The 21,326-nt window shown below is 65.5% G+C and carries 20 protein-coding genes; 14 read left to right on the top strand and 6 right to left on the bottom strand.

The features are described 5' to 3' along the window. Window positions 1–184: 184 nt before the first annotated feature. From IT350_12455 to IT350_12445, 3 genes are read left to right on the top strand one after another with little or no spacing between them, the layout of a single operon-like run. A complete protein-coding gene (locus IT350_12455) occupies window positions 185–970 on the top strand; it encodes a QueT transporter family protein (protein MCC6158856.1) in 786 nt (261 codons plus the stop codon). A 17-nt stretch (window positions 971–987) separates the two neighbouring features. Further along, the gene (locus tag IT350_12450) at window positions 988–2,661 is read left to right on the top strand and encodes an ABC transporter ATP-binding protein (GenBank protein ID MCC6158855.1); all 1,674 of its coding nucleotides are present in this window, start codon (window positions 988–990) and stop codon (window positions 2,659–2,661) included. Further along, entirely contained in the window at window positions 2,658–3,431 is a 774-nt protein-coding gene (locus IT350_12445; protein MCC6158854.1) for an energy-coupling factor transporter transmembrane protein EcfT, read from the top strand. Before IT350_12450 ends, IT350_12445 begins: the two co-directional genes overlap by 4 nt. A 131-nt stretch (window positions 3,432–3,562) precedes the next feature. Here the strand turns inward: IT350_12445 and IT350_12440 are convergent, their stop codons facing one another. Beyond that, window positions 3,563–4,525 (bottom strand): alcohol dehydrogenase catalytic domain-containing protein, encoded by a 963-nt coding sequence (locus tag IT350_12440; GenBank protein ID MCC6158853.1) that lies wholly within the window; start codon window positions 4,523–4,525, stop codon window positions 3,563–3,565. Between the two features lie 59 nt (window positions 4,526–4,584). Between IT350_12440 and IT350_12435 the strand changes: the two genes are divergently transcribed. Continuing rightward, on the top strand, window positions 4,585–5,058 hold the full coding sequence (locus tag IT350_12435) for a putative molybdenum carrier protein (protein ID MCC6158852.1): 474 nt from the start codon (window positions 4,585–4,587) through the stop codon (window positions 5,056–5,058). A gap of 74 nt (window positions 5,059–5,132) precedes the next feature. Next, window positions 5,133–6,218, top strand: coding sequence for a glycosyltransferase family 2 protein (locus IT350_12430; GenBank protein ID MCC6158851.1), 1,086 nt, complete (start codon window positions 5,133–5,135; stop codon window positions 6,216–6,218). A 10-nt stretch (window positions 6,219–6,228) separates the two neighbouring features. On the opposite strand, the gene IT350_12425 is transcribed toward IT350_12430, so the two are convergent. From IT350_12425 to IT350_12410, 4 genes are all read right to left on the bottom strand, one after another. Further along, complete coding sequence (locus IT350_12425; GenBank protein MCC6158850.1) at window positions 6,229–6,687, bottom strand: DUF2304 domain-containing protein; 459 nt, start codon at window positions 6,685–6,687, stop codon at window positions 6,229–6,231. A gap of 60 nt (window positions 6,688–6,747) precedes the next feature. After that, window positions 6,748–7,629 (bottom strand): NAD-dependent epimerase/dehydratase family protein, encoded by an 882-nt coding sequence (locus tag IT350_12420; GenBank protein MCC6158849.1) that lies wholly within the window; start codon window positions 7,627–7,629, stop codon window positions 6,748–6,750. A gap of 114 nt (window positions 7,630–7,743) precedes the next feature. Continuing rightward, window positions 7,744–10,389, bottom strand: a complete 2,646-nt coding sequence (locus IT350_12415; GenBank protein ID MCC6158848.1) for a PAS domain S-box protein — start codon at window positions 10,387–10,389, stop codon at window positions 7,744–7,746. 222 nt (window positions 10,390–10,611) lie between these two features. Next, on the bottom strand, window positions 10,612–11,967 hold the full coding sequence (locus tag IT350_12410) for a DUF1571 domain-containing protein (protein ID MCC6158847.1): 1,356 nt from the start codon (window positions 11,965–11,967) through the stop codon (window positions 10,612–10,614). 294 nt (window positions 11,968–12,261) lie between these two features. On the opposite strand from IT350_12410, the gene rpmH reads away from it, so the two are divergent. Genes rpmH through bioF form a run of 9 tightly spaced genes read left to right on the top strand, consistent with a single transcriptional unit; the run spans window position 12,262 to window position 18,371 of the window. After that, on the top strand, window positions 12,262–12,420 hold the full coding sequence (gene rpmH, locus IT350_12405; GenBank protein MCC6158846.1) for a 50S ribosomal protein L34: 159 nt from the start codon (window positions 12,262–12,264) through the stop codon (window positions 12,418–12,420). A 10-nt stretch (window positions 12,421–12,430) separates the two neighbouring features. Further along, window positions 12,431–12,865: a ribonuclease P protein component gene (rnpA, locus tag IT350_12400; GenBank protein ID MCC6158845.1), complete on the top strand. Its 435-nt coding sequence runs from the start codon at window positions 12,431–12,433 to the stop codon at window positions 12,863–12,865. Continuing rightward, complete coding sequence (gene yidD, locus IT350_12395; GenBank protein MCC6158844.1) at window positions 12,774–13,043, top strand: membrane protein insertion efficiency factor YidD; 270 nt, start codon at window positions 12,774–12,776, stop codon at window positions 13,041–13,043. Before rnpA ends, yidD begins: the two co-directional genes overlap by 92 nt. Window positions 13,044–13,060: 17 nt before the next feature. Beyond that, window positions 13,061–14,761, top strand: coding sequence for a membrane protein insertase YidC (yidC, locus tag IT350_12390; protein MCC6158843.1), 1,701 nt, complete (start codon window positions 13,061–13,063; stop codon window positions 14,759–14,761). A 31-nt stretch (window positions 14,762–14,792) separates the two neighbouring features. Beyond that, a complete protein-coding gene (locus tag IT350_12385; GenBank protein ID MCC6158842.1) occupies window positions 14,793–15,575 on the top strand; it encodes a KH domain-containing protein in 783 nt (260 codons plus the stop codon). Then, complete coding sequence (locus IT350_12380) at window positions 15,553–15,771, top strand: hypothetical protein (protein ID MCC6158841.1); 219 nt, start codon at window positions 15,553–15,555, stop codon at window positions 15,769–15,771. Before IT350_12385 ends, IT350_12380 begins: the two co-directional genes overlap by 23 nt. A gap of 39 nt (window positions 15,772–15,810) precedes the next feature. After that, the gene (locus IT350_12375) at window positions 15,811–16,119 is read left to right on the top strand and encodes a DUF3467 domain-containing protein (protein MCC6158840.1); all 309 of its coding nucleotides are present in this window, start codon (window positions 15,811–15,813) and stop codon (window positions 16,117–16,119) included. A 13-nt stretch (window positions 16,120–16,132) separates the two neighbouring features. Continuing rightward, window positions 16,133–17,230 carry a biotin synthase BioB gene (gene bioB, locus IT350_12370; GenBank protein MCC6158839.1) on the top strand — a complete coding sequence of 366 codons (1,098 nt, stop codon included), beginning with the start codon at window positions 16,133–16,135 and terminating at the stop codon, window positions 17,228–17,230. A gap of 4 nt (window positions 17,231–17,234) precedes the next feature. Further along, window positions 17,235–18,371: an 8-amino-7-oxononanoate synthase gene (gene bioF, locus IT350_12365; protein ID MCC6158838.1), complete on the top strand. Its 1,137-nt coding sequence runs from the start codon at window positions 17,235–17,237 to the stop codon at window positions 18,369–18,371. Here bioF and uvrA read toward each other — a convergent pair. Further along, window positions 18,368–21,277, bottom strand: coding sequence for an excinuclease ABC subunit UvrA (gene uvrA / locus IT350_12360; GenBank protein ID MCC6158837.1), 2,910 nt, complete (start codon window positions 21,275–21,277; stop codon window positions 18,368–18,370). The two genes, bioF and uvrA, sit on opposite strands and share 4 nt — an antisense overlap. Window positions 21,278–21,326: the final 49 nt, after the last annotated feature.

Raw genomic sequence — 21,326 nt, 5'->3', positions numbered from 1 at the left:
CTCCGCTTTTGTGCACAATTTGCCACAATCTTCGCGCGCCGGTGACGATTTCGTGCAGTCTGGAGGAGCCGGCGGCGCGATGGAGCAATGTCGCAACCGCGCGGGCATTCCAGCTTGACGCGGCGGAGACGCGGTGAGAATTTCCCCGTGGTCCCGCCCCTCGCCACACCCCGCGGAGGTCGCCGTGCGCGAACTGCTCACCATGTGGAAGTCCACCCGGATGGTCGTCCTGACGGCGGTTTGCGCGGCGTGTTATGTCGCGGTGCTGTTGCCGTTCAAGATCGCGGTCCTGGTGCCGGGCCTCACCGAGGTGCGCCCGGGCGCGGCGGTGCCCGTGCTCATGTCCCTGCTATTCGGTCCGGCGGCGGCGTGGGGCGCGGCGATCGGCAACCTCGTCGCGGATTTTCTCGGCGGGATGTTCGGACCGGGCAGCTTTTTCGGGTTCGTCGGCAACTTCCTCTACGGCTACCTGCCCTATTCGATTTGGCGGGCTTTTCGCGGCCATGCGCGCCCCGGCGAGGGCGGCCGGGCCGACTGGCTGCTCGTTGCGGCGGCGATGGTTGCCGGTTGCTTCGCCATCGCGTCGGCGATCGGCTGGGGCGTGGACCTGCTCGGGCTCGCGCCGTTTGCCGCGCTCGGCAACATCATTCTCGTCAACAACCTGCTCAGTTCGCTGGCGCTCGCGTTGCCGCTGGTCGCGTTGCTCTATCCCCGCGTCGAACGGGCGGGACTCGTCTGGCACGACGTGATGGACCTCGCGCCGCCTCCGTCCGGGCGACGTGGCGTCGGCGCGATCCTCGCCGTGGCCGGGGCCCTCGCCGCGTTCGCGGTCGGCGACGCCATCGCCTTCGGTGCGCTCGACGCGTCGTTCGGCGCGGCGGGCTTCGCCGGGGTTACGGGAACCGCCGCCATCGGCGCGGGCGTGGCGCCGTTCCTGGTCGTCATGCTCGTCGGCTGCGCGCTGCTTTAGAGCAGGAACGCACTTTCGTGAAACCCGACTCCCCCGCCGCCGAATTCGACATCGAACTGTTCCGCGATCGCCGCGCCGACGCACCCGCGCTGCGCGACATCCGGCTCGCCCTGCCCGCTGGCGGCGTCATCGGTGTCATCGGGCACAACGGCGCGGGAAAATCCACGCTCACGCAAACCCTCAACCGCATCGTTCCGACGTTTCGCAAGGGCGAGTGGCGCGGGGCGGTGCGACTTTTCGGCGAGGACATCGCCGACAGGACCGTCGCCGAGCTCTCCGCAACCGTGGGGATCGTCTTTCAGGACTTCGAGACGCAGCTCTTTTCGTCGAGCGTGCTGCGCGAGGCGGCTTTCGCGCTCGAAAGCCGCGGCCTCGATCCCGCCGTCATCGCGACGCGCGTGCGCGAGTGGCTGACGCGCATGGACCTGTGGGACCTGCGTGAGCGCGAGCCGGCGTCGCTCTCGGGCGGGCAGAAGCAGCGCCTCGCGCTGGCCAGTGTGCTGGCCGCGGAAACGCCGATCCTCGCCCTGGACGAACCCACCACCGACCTCGACCCCGAATCCGCCGCCGCGATCGTCGGGATTGTACGGGCGTTCGCGACCGAACTCCGAACCGTCCTTCACGTCACGCACGACCTGGAGTCGCTCGGCCATGCCGATCTGATCGTCGCGATGAAGGACGGGCGCGTCCACGCCGTCATGACGGCCGAAGAAATGTGGACCGATCCCGAACGCGTTCGCGCCTGCGGTGCGTCGCCGCCGCCGCTCGCCGATCTGTTTGCACGGTTGGGGCTTGCCGAGCGACCCGATTCCGTCGAATCGGCTTGCGACGTGCTCGCAACCTCGGGATTCCGCGCGACATCGACCTCCGTCGACCGGCTCCCCACGACCGGCGACATGATGGTCCGCGCGACGGGTCTGACCTTCGGCTATCGGGCCGATCAGTCAGCGGTGCGCGACGTCGATCTGGAGATCCGCGCGGGCGAGCTCGTTGCGCTCGTGGGCGCGAACGGATGCGGCAAGACAACGCTCGTCAAGCTGCTCGCCGGCATTCTCCGCCCACGGGCGGGACAGGTGCGGGTCGGCGGTCGCGAGGTCGCATCGCTCGCGGCGCACGAGCGCCCCGGCGCGGTCGGGCTCGTCTTTCAGAATCCCGATCACCAGCTCTTCTGCGCGACGGCGGCCGAGGAGGTCGCCTTCGGTCCGCGTCATCAGCGTCTCGCGCCGGATGAGATCGCGCGGCGCGTGGACGAGGCGCTCGCGATTGCGGGCCTCACCGACGCGGGCGGGCGCGATCCTTTCGCGATGACCAAGGGCGAACGCAAGCGCCTCGCCCTCGCAAGCGTGCTGGCGTGCCGTCCGCGCCTCCTGATCCTCGATGAACCGACGACCGGCCTCGACGCCCCGGAGCAGGAGCGGATGATGGCGACGCTCGCGCGTCTCGTGGACGCGGGCCACGCCGTCCTCGTCATCACGCACGCCCTCGCCCACGCGGCGGCGTTTGCGACGCGCATCATCGCCATGGCCGACGGGCGCATCGTGGCGGACGGCGACCCGTTCGGCGTGCTGACCGACGACGCCGCATGTCGCGCCTCGCGCCTCGTCGCGCCGTCGATCGTCCGACTCGCGCACCGGATGGGCACGCGCGCGCTCACCGTCGATTCGCTCGCGGCGCGGTTGGAGCGGGCATGAGCGCGTTCTTCCGCTCCGATGACACGTCGCTCGGGCGGCTGCATCCCTCCACGCGCCTGCTGGTCTTTGGACTCGCATGCGCGCCGCCGCTCATCGTGGAAGATCCCGTGCCCATGCTCGCCATCTGGGCGATCTTCGTCGCGGTCGGCGTCGCCACCGGCGCGGGGGCGAATCTGTGGCGCGCGCGCGGGCTTGTCGCCGTTTTTCTCGTCGTCACGCTGGCGCTGTGGACGGCCTTTCGTCGCGGCGCGGATACGCCCTACTTCGTGTTCGGCCCCTTCGCGCCATCGCGCGAGACCCTTGCTTACGGACTCGGCATGGGTCTGCGCCTCGTGGCGTTTCTCACGGCGGCCATCGTTTATCTCACCTCGACGCGCATCGAGGACGTGTCGTACGGCATGGAGCGGCTCGGACTGCCGTATCGCGTCGCCTTCGCCCTCTCGCTCGCGTTCCGGCTCACGCCCCTTTTTCTCGAAAACGCGGGCATCGTGGCCGAAGCGCAGCGATCGCGCGGGCTCGACGTCGATCGCGGCGGATGGGCAGCCCGCATGCGCGCCTACGCCGCCATCGTCGCGCCCGTGCTCATCGCGGCTCTGCGTCAGGCGGACGGCATGGCAGTCGCGCTAGAAGCTCGCGGATTCGGCGCGTCGACAAAACGCACGCGCATGGATGCGCCGCGAGTCGGGTATCGAGATGCGGCGTGGCTCGTCGCGATGGTCGCGTTCATCGCCGCGACGATCGCGTGGCGCGTTGTCAGGCTGACGTTTTAGCGGCGCTGCTCGACTCGGGCAGTTCATGTGGCACAGCCGCCCTCGGCTGTGCGCCAAGAACTGCACAGCCGAGGGCGGCTGTGCCACATGCGGGATCTGCGAATCACGAAGTCGCGCTTTGGCGACGGCTCTTAGGGCGAAGCGGGGAAACGCACGACGACCTTGAGCACGCCCGGCGTCGCCGCGTGACGCAGGGCTTCGATCGTTTCGCGAAAGTCGAATCGCGCGTCGATGAGCGGTGACGGATCGACGAGGCCCCGCGCCAGCAGGTCGATGGCGGGCTCGAAGGGGCCGCAACGCGAACCGACCAGGCGGACTTCATCGACGACGCACCGACTGAGATCGAGGTCGATACGTCCCGCGCAGGTGCTCTTCACGACGATCGTGCCCATCGGGCGCACGGTCGCGAGCGCCGCCGCCATACCCGCGGGCGAACCCGACGCTTCGATCACGAGATCGAACGACGCGGGCGCAACGCGCTGGGCATCCCTCGCGATTACGTTCACCCACGGCGCGAGCAGATCGAGTTTGCGCGCGTGGCGGCCGAGCACCGTGGTGCGTGCGCCGTGCAGGGCGAGGACCCGCGCGACGAGCTGCGCGAGCTTGCCGTCGCCGACGAGCAGCGTGCGCGTGCCCGCCGTCAGAAGTCCCTGCTCCGACAGACGCAGCGCCGCCGCCAGCGGCTCGATAAAGACCGCTCGCTCGTCGTCAAGAGAATCGGGAATCGGCTTCAGGTTGCCGCGCGGCAGCGCGATTCGTTCCGCGAAAGCACCCGGTAGGTTCAGGATGCCCAGCACGCCGCGCTCCGCGCAATGGCGCGCCCATCCCGCGAGGCACGCCGCGCACCGACCGCATCCCGTGTTGATCTCGCCGACCACGCGCCGCCCCGCGAGGGGCGAATCATCCGAAACGACGCGCCCGACGAACTCATGACCGGGAACGCCGCGAAAGTTCATATAGCCGCGCGTAAGCTCGAGATCGGTGTTGCACACGCCGACCGCGCTTACCTGCACGACATCCCAACCCGGGCGACGCTCGGGCTCCGGCACGTCGCGCCACGCGGCCCGACCGTCTTCCAACCAGATGGCTTTCATGTTTCACTCCCGCGCCCGGTTCCCAAAGTCGTTGCAATGATGGAGCCCAAGCGCGACGCATGTCCACACGCCCGTCCCGATTGACGATCGTCTCCGGCGGCCAGACCGGCGTGGACCGAGCCGCGCTCGACGGCGCCCTCACCGTCGGTCTCGCCTGCGGCGGATGGTGCCCGGCCGGGCGACGCGCCGAGGACGGTCCGATTCCCGCTCGCTATCCGCTGCGCGAAACGCCGAGCGCCGAATATGACGAACGCACGCGGTGGAATGTGCGCGACGCCGACGCGACGCTGGTCCTGACGATGGGCGCGCCGACGGGCGGCACCGCCTACACGATCGAGGTGGCGCGACGGCTCGTGAAGCCGTGCCTCGTTGTCGATCTCGCCCGGACGCCCGCCATCGACGAGGCCGTCGCGTGGGTTCACGCGGGGCGATTCGAGGTGCTCAACGTTGCCGGACCCCGTGAATCGAAATCGGAATCAATTTACGCGAAGGCGTATGCGTGGTGCGTGGAGTTGTTCACCCGACTCGGGTGACTCGTGGCGGAGTGTACGACTAGGCACGACACGTTCGTTGCGGTAGAGATGCGGCCAGTTAAGGAGTCGCTTCCTTGCACGCCAATTCGCAGCTTGCCGCCGCCGAAACGATGCCCGTTCGCGTTGCGATCGTCACCGTGGCCTATCGTTCGCGCGAGGCGTTGCCGAACCTGCTCGCGTCGCTCGACGCGGATGGTGAGCACGATCTCGCGCGCGACATCATCGTCGTGGACAACGACTCGCGCGACGGCACCGTCGAGTGGCTTCGCGCCGAACGATCGGATGTCGTACTCGTCGAATCCGGTCGAAACGGGGGCTTCGGCGCGGGGGTGAATCTCGGCGTGGCCCGCGCGGCGGAACTCGGTTGCACCCACGTCGCCGTGCTCAATCCCGACACGCGCGTGCGGCGCGGCTGGCTCTCGCCCCTTCTTTCGGCCCTGGAGAACACGCCCGGCGCGATGTGCGTCCAACCGCTGATCCTGATGGACGATGGTCGGCGCGTGAACAGCGCGGGCAACCGCGTTCACCTGCTCGGCTTCGGCTTCACCGACGGCTACGGTCGCGATCCCACGGCGTACGTGGACCGCGAGCCCTTCGCGTGCGCGACGTGCAGCGGATGCGCGTTCGTCATGCGCGTGGCCGACTTCAGCGCCCTCGGAGGATTCGACGAGACGTTTTTCCTTTATGTGGAGGACCAGGACCTGGGTTGGCGGGTGCGTCTCGCGGGTGGAGAAAACCTCGTCGTCCCGGCGTCAATGATCGATCACGACTACACGTTTTCCAAAAGCGCCGACAAGTTCCGATACCTCGAACGCAATCGCTGGGCGTTCGTCGGCTCGTACTTCCCGTGGTCGTGGATGGTACGGCTTGCGCCGTTTTTCGCGGCGATGGAAATCGCCGTGTTGCTCCAGCTCGCTCGCGGAGGACTCGCCGGAGCGAAATGGCGCGCGATGCGCGAAGCGATGTCGGGCGAGTTCCGCGCGTGGGTCGCCGCTCGGCGCCGGACGGCGATGGCGAATCCGAACGCCGCGCGCGTTCTGAAGGCTCACATCAGCGTGAAGCTCGAATTCGAGGGTCTCGGCACGTCGCTCGCCGATCGCATTCTCAACCCTCTCCTGTCGGCGTGGTGGCGGCTGGTCGGCCCGCGGCAAATTCCCTGACGACGCGCAATCAATCCCGCGTCGGCGCGTCGTCTTTCGGCGGCGCGCCGGGGTTCGCCTGATCGATCCGGTGTTCGATCACGCGGATTCTCTGCCGAAGCTGCGACAGATCCTGATCCTGCTCGATGATCCGCAGCACCAGCTTCTCCTCGTTCGACTTGAAACGCGAGAGCGCCACCGAAAAGTGCAGCACGATGAGCGTGAGGAAGAGAATGCCCGTGAGCAGGATCGCCGACGGCGGGTAGTTGACGCCGATGAGACGGGACACGCTGCTCACGATGGAGGGCGACAGGACCATGGGCAGCAGGACGAAGGCCGCCACGACCCACAGGATCGCATAGCGCTCCTTGAGCGCGCGGCGGCGGATGAGTTCGAGCGTGAGAATCATGAAAAAGACGATGAAGATCGCGGCGAAGACGCGCTGCCGGAAAATCAGTTCACTCGTCAGGACGAACGGCGACTCCGACATGATCCCCTCCGAAACCCGCCGCCTTGCTCCGCTCCGGTCAAACGCCTCGACCGGGCGCGTTCACGCTTTGGCGATCGCTTCCTCGATGATCCCGGCGAGCCCCTGCTCGAACGCCACCTCGGGCTGCCAGCCGAGCAGCTTGCGCGCCTTTTCGGTCGAGACCTTGGCCGGCGCGATGTCTCCCGCCCGGGCCTCTTCGAATTTGATCTCGGTCGGGAACTTCGCGCTCACGAGCTCGGCCAGACGTTTGATCGACACGAACTCGGTGCCGGTGATGTTGAAAACCTCGCCGCGCAGGTCGGAGCGCAGCACGAGCGCACACGCGCGGCCGATATCGAAGGCGTGCACGAACTCGCGGCCCTGTTCGCCCGTGCCCTTGATCGTGATCGGCTCGCCCTTCATGCCCTTGCGGATGAAGATCGAGAAGACCGAATTGGAGCGCATGCGGGTGCCGAAGGCGGTGCCGATGCGCAGCGCGACCGCGGGCACGCCCTTGAGCCGGTCGTACGCCATCGCCAGATGTTCCCCCGCGAGCTTGGTGATGTTGTAGGGATGATCGGGCCGGCACGGGTGCTTCTCATCCATCGGCTGATACTCGGGCTCGCCGTAAACTTCCCACGTGGAGATGTAGACGAACTTCTTGACACCGACGGCCTTCGCCGCTTCGAGCATGTTCGCGGTGCCCGTGGCATTGATCGTGGCCGCGAGCGGAGGATTCTCGAACGCGAGATAAACGTCTCCGACCGCCGCAAAATGGCAGACGCCCTCGACACCGCCGAGCGCCGCTTTCAGCGCGTCCGGCGAGAGCAGATCGGCCGCGACGATGCGGCGCGCGGCGTCGGCGTCCTTGTCGAGACGCACGACCTCGAAACCGTCTTTTTCCAGCACGTCCGCGACGTGCGAGCCCAGAAATCCCGCCGCCCCCGTCACCGCCACCTTCATGACCTGATCTCCTCGTCCATAAAAGTCGTACGCATACACGCCGCGAACACGGGAGAGCGCGACGCCAAATCGCGCGGCATGTTACGGCGAATCAATGAATTTGCAACATCCGTATCACGAATTCGGCGTGTCCCGGCGAGCGGGCAGCATGGGGACGTGCGCCTCGGGAAAGTCGTGACCGTCGATCGTGCGATTCTTCCCCGCCTGCTTCGCGATATACAGAACACGGTCGGCGTGATCGACGAGGTCCTGCGCCGTATTGTGGTGCGATGCGAGTTCGACGATCCCGATCGACACGGACGCGTGATGCTGTTGTTCGACTCCGACGACGACCTGCTCCTGGCCGAACCGCCGCCGGATACGCTCGGCGCACACCACCGCCTGCCGTGCACCGGAATCCGGGAAGACGAGACAGAATTCATCTCCGCCGTAACGACATGCGAAATCCATCGGACGCAGTTCGCGCCGGACGATCTCGCCGAAGTTCTTGAGCACGTCGTCGCCCGCGCGATGGCCGAAGACGTCGTTGATCTGCTTGAACCCGTCCAGATCGGCGATGCCGACGCTCAGGCGTCGGCTGTCGATGCGGGATTCGTCCACCCGCTTGACGAGCAGTTCCCAGAAATGCCGGCGATTGAACAGCCCGGTCAGATGATCGCGCGTCGCCAGCAATCGCAACTGCTCCTCGGCGCGCTTGCGCTCCGTGATGTCGGTAACGAAGCCCTCGACCGACGAAATGCGTCCGATCGAGTCGAGAATCGGGCGGCCCTGCTCCCACACCCACTTCTCCGCGCCCGATGACGTCTGGATGCGGTAAACGAAGCGAAACGTCTTCTTTTCGAGCAGCGCGCTCGCGACAATTCGCCGGATCTCGACGAAGTCCTCGGGATGGATCAGACGCACATAGGGCGTCCGACTTGTCAGATCCTCGGCGGCGAATCCGGTTAAATCCACGCACCCCTCGCTCACGAATTCCATCGTCCACGGCGATTCCGGGCGACAGCGATATGCCATGCCGGGCAGGTTGCCCATCAACGTCGAGAGCATCCGCTCGCTCTCGGTGAGTTCCTGCTCAACCTGCAATCGCTGCTGATACTGCTCTTCGAGAAACCGGTATGCGCGACGCAATTCCGCCGTGCGCTCGTGGATTTTGTCCTCGAGATCGGACTGCGTGCGCCGCATGATCGTCTCGATTTTCTTGCGTTCGGTGATGTCGCGCGCCACCCACAGCACCGTCGCGCGGCCGTTCATCTCGAAGCGACTCGCGCAGATCTCGACGGGGACCCGGCGACCGTCCTTTGCGATCTGATCGCGCTCGAAAATCGCCGTTTGACGATCGCGCAGCTCGTCCATCACCTCCCGCATCTTCGCCGCACCACCCGCGGGCTTCGCGTGGATGTCGAGCGGGGAAATGCGAAGGAGTTCATCGCGCGAATATCCCAACAGGCGGCACGTCGCCTCGTTGACTTCGAGGATCCGCCCCGGAAATCCGTTGCGGTCGATCTTGTGCAGGAGCACGACGTCCTGCACGTGCTCGAAGAGCGCCCGGAACCTCTCTTCGCTTTCTTCGAGCGCACGGACGACGCGTTTGCGTTCCGTCACGTCGCGCACCAGGGCCATCACGAATCCGGCGCCGCCGACAAAGCCGGACGATAGCGACAGCTCGATGTCGATGTCCCGTCCGTCCACCGTCCGGGTGTGCAGTTCGGACGTGGCGTTCATCAGACCGTGACCGCCCCCATCGCGGAAGAAATCGCGCACGGCGCGCTCGTGGCGGCGGCGAATCGCGGGAGGCAGGAGCATCGTGACCGGCTTGCCGATCGCCTGCGCGGCGCCCCAGCCGAACATCTTCTCGGCGGCGGGGTTGAAAATCTGGATGAGCCCATCGGCGTCGATCATCACGACCGCGTCCTTGGCGGCCCGGATCATTTCGCGCAGGAGGCGATCCTTGCGCACGACCGCCTCGCGCACCTTGCGCCGCTCCGTCACGTCGCGGGCTACGAGTTGAAGCACGTGCCGGCCCGCCAGCACCATCGGAATGAGCGACACGTCGAAATAGAGATCTCGTCGGTTCTTGCCGGGCAGGCGAATTTCCAGATCCGCGATCTCATCCCGCGTCGCGGCCGATTCGATCGCGGATCGCCACGACGGCCGGTCGCCCGGATGAATCCGCTCGACGAAGTCGACGTGGTCGCCGGCGGCGTTCGTCGTGGCGAGCATGCGCCGTCCGGCCCGGTTCACATACTGCAACCGTCCGCCGTCGAGGATGCCGATGAGATCGCGGGAGTGTTCGACGAGAACGCGATAACGCCGCTCGCTTTCCAGCAGCGCCGTGGTGCGCGCCTCGTCGTCCCGCAGGTCGCGCAGCACGACGACCTCGGCCCTCTCCTCGCCGATCTCGATAACGCCGCCGTCGATCTCGACCGGCACCTTCGTTCCGTCGGCGCGCACGAGCATCGACTCGACGAGCCCGATGTCGCGCGTCCCGCCGACGTGGCGTCGATACAGCTCGTCGAGCGCGGCCGCATGGGCGGGATCGACGAAATCGAGAAAGGGCCGTCCGAGCATCGCCGCCGCCGTGGTCTCCAGCATCTCGACGAGTGACGTGTTCACATGACGAAGGATTCCGCCGACGATGACGCACAGGCCGTCGCGTCCCAGATCGAGAATGTCGCTGAACGGGAAAAACGAAAGCGTGGACGAGGGCGAACCCGCCCGGTCGACATTTTCACGTCCGCCGGTTTCCGGAATTGCGGACACGTCCGCCGCTATCCCGTCGCTCGGAATCATCGCCGCATCCATCCGCGCGGCGCCCGGGGAATACCGGATCGACGCGCCATCCCCAACATGGCGAAAAATGCATTCGCAAGGTTATTGTGTGATCTATACCACAGTCGAAATATTTCGAGAAGGATTTTTCCTCGTCTGAACCGACGGGGAAAATTCCGGGCGCGAGATCCGCGCGCTAGTCGGGAAGCGGCTTTAGAACCCGTATTCGGGGTTCGCCGGGTCCCAATCCGCGTCGGTGAGGCCGGGGTTGAACTTGATGTTCGTCCAGAGAAACTCCTCGCGCAGATCGCCGTTGGCCTCGAAGGAGGCCGTCTTCACCGGCAGGCCGGTTGCCTTGTCATGCCAGTTGATGGAGTGCGGAGCGTAATAGCCCTGCGTCTCGGCGTTTTGGAACCAGGATTCGACGACGTAGGCCGGCTTGCCCCCGATGTTCTCGACGCCCTTGAATTTCAGCTTGATGTCGCCGTTTTTCTGGCCCTTGGAGAGTTGCTGGTAGATCATCCCGATGGTGAAACCCATGTCGAGTTCGGTCAGGGGGTGATTGGTATCGGCTTTGACCAGCGAGCCGTTGGGGTCGATTTTCACGGTGGCGATGCCCAGAATCCCGGCCTCTTTCACCGTGATCTTATCGTCCTTGCCCACGCGGTAGAGCATCTGCCGCCCCTCGTGCGGTCCCTTGGCCCACTTCATGTAGATGTCGCCGGGTTTGCGGAACTTGACCTCCATGGTCTGCTTTTCCTGCAGCTTGCCGGCGATGCGCTCCTTCTTCTCCATGCGGCATGTGTAGTGGTTCGCCGCCCCGTACTTTTTGTCGAGCGTCGCCTTCATGCGCTCGGCATCGATATGGATTCCGTCCGACGAAAACCCCGGAAATCCGTAGGCCGCGTTCTTCACGTCGAAGTCCGCGTCGCCGAGCTGCGCCGAGGCATTCATGCTCGAAATGACGTACTCCTCGACGATCTGGTCTTTGGCGTCCTTGACGACGATTTTCGTTGGGAGCCCCGCGGCGTCCGGCGTGATGAGCGACACGCCCTGCCCCGACGCCGTGATGCGAAGCGTCTGGCCGTCCGGCTCGACGGTCGCGACCCCCGCCGACTTCCATTCGGCGATCACCTTCGCGAGGCGATCGAAAATGAGCACGTCCAGCGAACGCACGTAATCGGATTTCACGATCGGGTCGTCGAAAGCCACCGCGACCGCCGCGAAGTCGAGCGCACCGCCTTCCTTCACCCACAGCTTGTCGTTGTTCCAGCCGGGCTTGTAGATCAGCTCGCGATTCTTGTTCGCGTCGCCCGTCCACTTCAGATACAGCTTGCCCTCGCGCGTCGTCTTGCACTGGATGACTTCCTTGGGTCGCATCTTCGACCCGACGCGGTTTTGCAGCGTGAGCTGATAGGTCGCCGTATTCACCGCGCCCAGCGACTTCTGAACTTTCGCGTAAAGAGCGTCGCCGGCCGAATCCGCCCGAGCGACCGGAACAAGAGCGAAAAGGAGTGCGAGCCCCAATAACACGACGAGCGCTGCGCGATGGATCCGCGATGCGTACATGGCGATGGTCCTTTCGAAGACGTCCGCCCCCCGGCCGAACATTGCCCTTATATCGGACGGGTTGGTGCGTGACAACTTGGCCCGGCGCCCGGCCTCGTCGGCGCAGGCAAGTCCCATATTCGATCCCCGATCGCAAACGGGGAGTCGCGGTTGACAAGCGGGGGCGTTTTGGCTACACAAGGCGGCCTTTGCGACGCGGATTCTTACGAGATCTTCAACACTTGCCCCACGAATTCCGCCGGGATACGAGAGAATATCCCGAGGATCGGGGCCGGGTTTTTTTGAGGTGACGCCATGAAACAGACTTATCAACCGCGCAACCTGAAGCGGGTTCGCACGCACGGCTTCCGTCATCGGATGGCCACGCGTTGGGGCCGCGCCGTGCTCAAGTCGCGACGGGCCAAGGGCCGCAAGGTTCTCGCCCCGGTGTTCAAGACCAAGGCGCGGGGCTGATGACGCGGCGATGGATGCGAAGCCGACGGGGCAGCGGTTTCCCAAGGCCTCGCGTCTGCTCGACCGGCGCGATTTTCTGCGCGTCGGGCGTCGCGGCAAACGGTTTCGCACGCCGGATTTCACGGTGCTCGTGGACCGCGGCCGCCGGGCATGGCCCCGAGTCGGTCTGACGCTCAGCCGGCAATCGGGCAAGGCGGTTCGGCGCAATCGTGCCAAGCGCCTGATTCGCGAGTATTATCGCACGCACCGCCACCTCCTTGCTCCGGGTTACGACATCGTCGTGATCGTGCGGGATGCAGCGGCGCTTCGCGTTCTCGCCGATGTGGAGAGCAATTTTGATCGACTCTTCCGCCATGCCCCGTTCCTGCTGCGAACCCCACGCGGCGGTTCGGGCGACGCCCCGACCCGCCCGCCGAACGGCTCTGGCGGTCCTGCGTCTGTATAAGCTGGCGGTCTCGCCCTGGCTGCCCGCGGCATGCCGCTTCGAACCGACGTGTTCCGACTACGCCCGCGATTGCTTCGCCTCGCATTCGATTCCGCGGGCTTTTCTCCTGACGCTTTGGCGGCTCCTGCGCTGCCATCCCTTCGCACGCGGCGGGTTTGACCCCGCGCCGCGGCCGTAATCGAACAGGATTCGTCGATGGATCGCGACTTTGTCATCGGGATGATTCTGATTTTCGTGATTCTCGTGGGGTGGAGCTATCTGTCGCCCAAGGACGAACCCGCCGAGTTGGACGAGACCGCGACACAGGCCGTCGCGACCGCGACGCCCGCGATGACCGCACCGGCGGGAAGCTCGGCGACACCGGGGACGCTTGCCTCGACGCCTCCCGGGACGACACCGAACGATCCGCTCACCGCGACCGCGAACGGCGCGCCCGCGGAGGCAGCCCCGCCGATCGATCTGGCCCCCGTTCTCCCGCCCATCGCGATCGACGACGACAAGGTCGCGGCCGCGTTCAGCAACGTCGGCGGCCGCGTGGCGTCCTGGAAACTCAAAAGCTTCAACGACGTGGCCGGTCCCAAGGGCGAGCCCCTCGACCTGATCCAAACGCAGAGCACCGGTCGCCTGCCGATGAGTACGTACTGGGTCGGCTCGGGTCCCACGATAGCCGAAAAGGACACCTACCGAATCGTGCGCAATGCGCCGGACGGCATCGTCTTCGAGCGCGACGACCCCGCGGGCTTTCGCATCACGAAGGCGTACACGCCCGACTTCGACAAGTACCGGGTCGATCTGAAGGTCACGATCAAAAGCCTGGGCGCGGCGTCGGCGCAGGGTCGCCTGTCGATGTCGCTCTTTCACGAATTCAAGGTGGAGAAGAGCAGCTTCTTCAAACCGAATCTCAATATCACGCAGTTCGCCGCCTTCGTGGGCGGCAGCCTCGAGACCAAGCCCCTCGACAAAGCCGCGGGCGTGCAGCATCCCGGCAACGTCATGTGGTCCGGGTTCGAAAACGTCTATTTTCTATCGGCCGTCGCGCCGGGCGTTTCCGAGACCACGCAGGTGCAGGTGCTTGGGCCGCAGAATCCGACCGACCCGATCGTCGCCATCCTGACGCTGCCCGAAACAACCATTGCGCCCGGCGGCGAGGCCACCTTCGATTTCCATGCGTACTTCGGACCCAAGGGCGAGGACGTCCTGATCGCCGCGGGCCACGGCTTCGACCGGGCCATCGACTTCGGATGGTTCTCGGCCATCGCGAAACTCCTCGTGCGCTTCCTTCAGCTGCTCTACGGCTGGACGGGAAATTGGGGCATCGCAATCATCATCACCACGATCATCGTCAAGGTGCTGATGTATCCGCTCACGTACAAGTCGTACAAATCGATGAAGGCGATGTCGGCGCTCGCGCCGCTCATGCAGGAGCTTCGCGAGAAACACAAGGAAGATCGCGAGCGCCTCAATCAGGAGATGATGGCGCTCTACAAGGCGCACAACGTCAATCCGGCGTCGGGTTGTCTGCCGTTGCTGCTCCAGCTTCCGGTCTTTCTCGCGTTCTACCGGGCGCTCTACGGGACGATCGAACTGCGTCACGCGCCTTTCGCGTGGTGGATTCAGGATCTCTCCGCTCCCGACCCCTACTACGTCACCCCGATCATCATGGGCGCGACGATGGTCATCACGCAAAAGATGACCCCGTCGTCGGCCGACCCGATCCAGCAGAAGATGATGATGCTGATGCCGGTGGTTTTCACGTTCATGTTCCTGAGTTTTCCATCCGGCCTGGTTCTGTACTGGCTGGTCAGCAACATCCTGACGATCGCCCAGCAGTTTTACATGAACAAGACCGGGCTGACCCCGGGCGCGCCGCCGAAGCCGGTGGCCAAGGCCGCGTGACGCGTTCAAGCGCGTCGCGAACGAGGCGACGATGAAGATCACGATCGAAACGGAAGCCGCCACGATCGACGAAGCGGTGGCCGACGCCTGCCGCCAGCTGGGAACCTCGCCCGACGAGGTCCGCGTGGAAGTCGTTCAGGAGCCGAAAACGACGCTCGGAATGACCACGCGCAAGGCCCGCGTGCGCGTGACGAAGGGCGCTCCTCCCGAGGCGCCCGGGCCGGCCGACGCCGAACCGGTCGCGGATGAGAACGGCGCGATCGAAGCGTCGGGCGAGGAATCGGCGCCATTCGAGGACGACGGGGACGACGAATCGGCGACGCGTCATGTCGTCATCGATCCGAACTACGACCCCGCGGAAGAGCTCGCCGCACTGTGCCGTCACCTCGATCCCGATGTCGCGGTCGAGGTACGCCGCGAAACGGACCGTCTGGTGCTGTCGGTGGCGAGCAACGGGTCCGGGCTGTTCATCGGTCGCCACGGCGAGACGCTCGACGCGCTGCAATACCTCATCAATCGCATCACCGCCCGGCGCAACCCGAAGATCGGCCGCATCGTCGTCGATTCCGAGAACTACCGCGACCGCAAGGCCGCGCGGCTCGAAGACGACGCGCTGTCGCTCGCCGAGAAGGTGAAGAAAAACGGTCGTCCGCAGTTGACGCGGCCGTTGACCGCGTTCGATCGCCGCATCGTCCACACCACGCTGCGAGACGACGAACTCGTCACGACGCGCAGTATCGGCGACGGCGACCGAAAGCGGGTACAAGTTTTCCTCAAGAGCGACGCGCGCGATGACGATCGGAAAAGACTATAAGCCCAACCGTTCGATCGAGGGGGCGGCCCTGTTCGTTCTGACGCTGGAACGAAGCGGGGCGCGGCGTATCGGTGGGGCGGATGACATCGTCAAGGCCACGCTCCGCGATTTGGGCGTCACGGCCGAGGAACTCGAGACGTACATCAGCACGAATCGCGCGGCGCTCGAGGCCGAGCTCGACCGGCGAACGCGCTGACCACAGACCATCGACCAATCACCCCGACGGGATGCCATCATGAGCGATGAAACCGAAGAGAAACCCAAACCGCAGGTCGTCAAGATCGAACTCAAGGTGGACGAGCGGCTCGCGGGCGGCCAGTATGCCAATATCTGCGCCGTCAACCACAACGACTCGGAGTTCGTGATCGACACGTTCTTTCTGCAACCCGGCCGACCGACGGCGAGCATGAACAGCCGTACAATCCTGTCGCCGAAAAATGCGAAGCGCCTGTTGCTGACGCTCCGCGACCAGATCGCGCGTTTCGAGAAGCAGTGCGGCGAGATCGATTTGGGTCCCGCCGGCGAGCCGTTCAAACTCCACTGACCGGAGACCCCGGATGTCCGCCGACGAAATCCCGTACGCCGACGAAATCCGCCGACTGTCCGCGACCGCGGCCGAGCGCCCCTTGACGGCCGATGAGGCCCTGGCGCTGATTTTCACGCCCGACGACGAGTCGTTCGAGGCGCTGCTCGACGGCGCCGAAAAGCTGCGCCGTGCCCATCGCGGCGACGAGGTCACGCTGTGCGCGATCGTCAACGCCAAGTCGGGCCACTGCGGCGAAGACTGCAAGTTCTGCGCGCAGTCGGCGCACTACGAGACCGAGACGCCCGAATACGCGTTCATCGGTCGTGAGAAGATCCTCGAAGCCGCGCACCGGGCCAAAGCGCTGGGCGCGCGCGAGTTTTCGACGGTGGTTGCCGGCAAGAAGATTCGCACGACGGAACTCGAAGTACTCAAGTCGGTGATTCCCGACATCATTCGCGAAACCGGTCTCGCGCCGTGCGGATCGCTGGGAGTGGTGGGCGACGACGAACTCGCGCAGCTCCGCGAGGCCGGCATGTCCATGTTCCACCACAATCTCGAAACCGCCGAGAGCCATTACGGCGAAGTGTGCACGACGCGACCGTATTCGGTGAACGTCGAATCGGTGAAAGCCGCCAAGCGCCAGGGTATGTTCGTGTGCTCGGGCGGAATCTTCGGCATGGGCGAGACGTGGGCGCAGCGCGTCGAACTGCTCATGCTTTTGCGCGACATCGACGTCGATTCCGTGCCGATCAACTACTTAAATCCTCGACCCGGCACGCCGTTCGCCGAATTCCGCGAGCTGTCTTCCCGCGACGCACTCAAGATCATCGCCCTCGCGCGCCACATTCTGCCGACAAAACAGGTGCTCGTGTGCGGCGGACGCGAAGTGAACCTCGGCGACGACCAAAAAGAAATCTTTCGCGCGGGTGCGTCGGGCATGATGATCGGCGATTACCTCACCACCAAAGGGCGCGGCGCGACCGCCGATCATGCCATGATCGAGGAACTGGGATTGCGCATCCGCCCGTGCGAATCGCACGGTCATGGCGCGGTCGACGCGACGCGGCCGACCCCTGCCGCGACGGAATCGGTGACGCGCGTTGAATTCGTCTCTGCAACAGCGTCTTGACGAGCTGTCCAGGCGGACGTGGCGCGCCGGACTTCACCGCGAACTCCTCGCGCTCCAGTCGCCGCCGGGACCCCGCGTCGCGCTCGATGGGCGCGAACTCGTCAACCTGTGCGGCAACGACTACCTCGCCCTGTCGCGTGATGAGCGCGTGACGGCCGCCGCCTCACGCGCCGCGAGCGATGAGGGCGCGGGCGCGGGAGCAAGCCGCCTCGTCACGGGCAATCCGCCGTCCTATGTCGCCCTCGAACACGACCTCGCCGAGTGGCTGGGCACGGACACCGCGCTGCTCTTCGGGTCCGGCTACCACGCCAACACGGGTTTCATCCCGGCGCTTTGCGACGACGGCGACCTGGTGCTATCGGACGAACTGAACCACGCGAGCCTGATCGACGGCTGCCGCCTGTCGCGCGCGACGCGAATGATTTATCGGCACTGCGACCTCGCGCAGCTCGACGCGCTCCTCGCCGAACACCGGTCGCGTTACCGGATGGCGATGGTCATCACCGAGACGATTTTTTCCATGGACGGCGATGCGCCCGATCTCGCCGCGCTCGTGGAGATCTGCGAGCGCCACGATGCCGCGCTGGCTCTCGACGAAGCGCACGCGCTCGGCGTGGTCGGCGACGGGCGCGGCCTTGCGGCGTCGCTCGGCCTGATCGAGCGCGTGGATCTCGTGGTCGGCACCTTCGGCAAGGCGTTCGGATCGTTCGGCGCGTTCGTCGCCGGCAGCGCCGCGCTTCGCGATGCGCTCATCAACCACGCCCGCAGCGCGATCTTTTCGACCGCGTTGCCGCCCGCTGCGGTCGGCGCGGCGCACGAAGCGCTGCGCATCATTCGCGCCGAGGGTTCGGATCTCGCCTCGCGCGTGCGCGGACGTGCGGGTGAACTCGCCGACCTCGTGGAGTCGACCGGCCATGCACGGCCCGAGGTCTCCGGCGCGGTCGTGCCCTTTGTCATCGGAGCGGAAGCCGATGCCCTCGACGCGTCGCAACGGCTCTTCGATCGCGGCGTGCTCGCTCGGGCGATCCGCCCCCCCACGGTGCCGCGAGGCACGAGCCGCATCCGCCTCACCGCGTGCGCCGGTCACACCGACGACGACATGGCCGCCGTCGCGAGCGCGTTCGCATCGCTCACCGCCTAGAAGTCGATCTCCGGCAGACGCACCTGTCGTGGCCTCGACGGCTTTTTTGGAGCGGCGTTCGCCGGTTTTTTCGGACGACGCGGCTGGTCGAGATGCAGCGCCTTGCGCAGAAAGACTCCCGTGTGGCTGCCCGGCGCGTTCGCGACCTGCTCCGGCGTCCCCTGCGCGATGACCTGCCCGCCGCCGTCGCCGCCCTCGGGGCCGAGATCGATGATCCAGTCCGCGGTCTTGATGACGTCGAGGTTGTGCTCGATCACGATCACCGTGTTGCCCGCGTCCACGAGCCGGGCGAGCACGTCGAGCAGCTTGCGGATGTCCTCGAAATGCAGGCCGGTCGTCGGCTCGTCGAGAATGTAGAGCGTGCGCCCCGTGGAGCGCTTCGACAGCTCGCGCGAGAGTTTGATGCGCTGCGCCTCGCCGCCCGAGAGCGTCGTCGCCTGCTGACCGAGATGGATGTAGCCGAGGCCCACGTCCTGCAACGTGCGCAGCTTTGTCGCGATCGCGGGGACGTTCTCGAAAAACTCGACGCCCTGATCGACGGTCATATCCAGCACGTCCGCGATGCTCGCCCCTTTGAAGTGCACTTCCAACGTGTCGCGGTTGTAGCGGCGGCCCTTGCACTCGTCGCAGGTCACGTAAACGTCCGGCAGAAAATGCATCTCGATCTTGATGACGCCGTCGCCCTCGCACGCCTCGCACCGGCCGCCCTTGACGTTGAATGAGAATCGCCCCGGCGAATACCCGCGCGCCTTGGCTTCGGGCAATGACGCGAAGAGGTCGCGGATCGGTGTGAACAGCGCCGTGTAGGTCGCCGGGTTGCTGCGCGGGGTGCGTCCGATGGGCGTCTGGTCGATGTTGATGCACTTGTCGACGAACGAAAGCCCCTTGATGCCGCCGTGCGGCGCGGCCCGCTCCTTCGTGCGGTAAAGATGCTGTTCGAGCGCGGCACGCAGCGTGTCGATGACGAGCGTCGATTTCCCCGAGCCCGACACACCGGTGACGCACGTGAACACCCCGAGCGGAAACGACACGTGGATGCCGCGCAGGTTGTTGCCGGTGCAGTTCACAAGTTCGATCGCGCGTTTGGCGATATGGCGCCGCGTTTCGGGAATGGGAATTTCGAGATCGCCCGACAGATAGCGGCCGGTCACGGAAGTTTTGTCGGCGAGCAGTTCGGGCACCGTGCCCGAAAACACGACCTCGCCGCCGTGCCGCCCCGCGCCGGGACCGAGATCGACCACCCAGTCGGCCTCGCGGATCGTGTCGGCGTCGTGTTCGACGACGATCACCGTATTGCCCAGGTCGCGCAGGCGCTTGAGCATGGCGAGCAGACGCTCGTTGTCCCGTTGATGCAGGCCGATCGATGGCTCGTCGAGAATGTAGAGCACACCGACGAGCGACGAACCGATCTGCGTGGCGAGTCGGATTCGCTGGCTCTCGCCGCCCGAGAGCGTGCCGCTCGTGCGGTCGAGCGAAAGGTATTCGAGCCCGACGGATTCGAGAAACCCGAGTCGCTCGTTCACCTCTTTGAGAATGCGACCCGCGATCTGCGCTTCCTTTTCGTTCAGGTCGAGTTCGCGGAAGAAACGGACCGCGTCCTTGACCGACTTCGCGCTGGTTACGGCGATGGAGAGTCCGCCGAGTTTGATGGCGAGCGCCTCGGGACGCAGTCGCGAGCCCGCGCATTCGGCGCACGGCATCACGCTCATGAAGCGTCGGATCTCTTCGCGCATCGCCTCGCTGTTCGTCTCGCGGTAGCGCCGCTCGAGATTCGTGATGACGCCCTCGAACGCCTTGGTGTAGGTGTAGCGCCGCTTGCCGTCGCCGTAGTGAAAATCAATTTCGCGCCCGTCGCTGCCGTGCAGAAGCACGTCCTGCGCGCGCTTCGGCAGATCCTTCCAGGGCGTGTGAATCGAGAAGCTGAACACGCGGCCCAGGCTTTCGAGCACCTCGTGGAAGTGCATCGACGACACGCGGGATTCCCACGGCACCACCGCGCCCTCGCGGATCGACAGGTTCGGATTGGGCACCACGAGATCCGGGTCCATGAACATCTTGGAGCCGAGACCATCGCAGTTGGGGCAGGCACCGTGGGGGTTGTTGAACGAAAACAGACGCGGCTCGATTTCAGGGTAGCTCACGCCGCAGTCGATGCACGCGAACGACTGTGAAAAATACCGAGTCTCGCCTCCGACTTCGATCTTCACCAACCCTTCCGCGTGACGCAGCGCCGTCTCGACCGAATCCGTCAATCGGCGCTCGACGCCCGGCCGCACTTTGATGCGGTCCACGATGAGATCGATGTCGTGCTTCAGGTTCTTCTGAAGCGCCGGCGCGTCGGCGATCTCGTGCGTCTGCCCGTCGATGCGCACGCGCACGAAACCCTGCTTCGCGAACAGCGCCAGTTCCTTGCGGTACTCGCCCTTGCGCCCACGCACGACGGGCGACATGACCGTGATCGGCGTGCTCTCGGGATAGCCCATCAAGGTGTCGACCATCGTCTGCGGCGACTGCGCCGCGATCGGCTTGCCGCACTTGTAGCAGTGCGGGCGGCCGACGCGCGCAAAAAGCAGTCGCATGTAGTCATAGATCTCGGTGACGGTGCCGACGGTCGAGCGGGGGTTCCGGCTGGTGGTCTTCTGCTCGATGCTGATGGCGGGCGACAGGCCCTCGATCGAGTCGACATCGGGCTTGGAAAATTGCTCGAGAAACTGGCGCGCGTAGGCCGAGAGGCTTTCGACGTATCGACGCTGCCCCTCGGCGTAAATCGTGTCGAACGCGAGCGAGCTTTTCCCGGAGCCGGAAAGGCCCGTGATGATGACGAGCCGGTCGCGCGGCAGTTCCAAGTGGATGTTGCGCAGGTTGTGTTCCCGCGCGCCTTTGATGGCGATGACGTTGTTGCTCATCCCGACGACGCCCCCCGAGAGCGCCGTCTTATAGCACACTCGCGCGGTG

It is taken from the genome of Deltaproteobacteria bacterium (assembly GCA_020845895.1).
Taxonomy (GTDB): domain Bacteria; phylum Lernaellota; class Lernaellaia; order JACKCT01; family JACKCT01; genus JADLEX01.
Note: the sequence above shows the minus strand (reverse complement) of the source record. Positions and strands in the feature narration are given on the sequence as shown.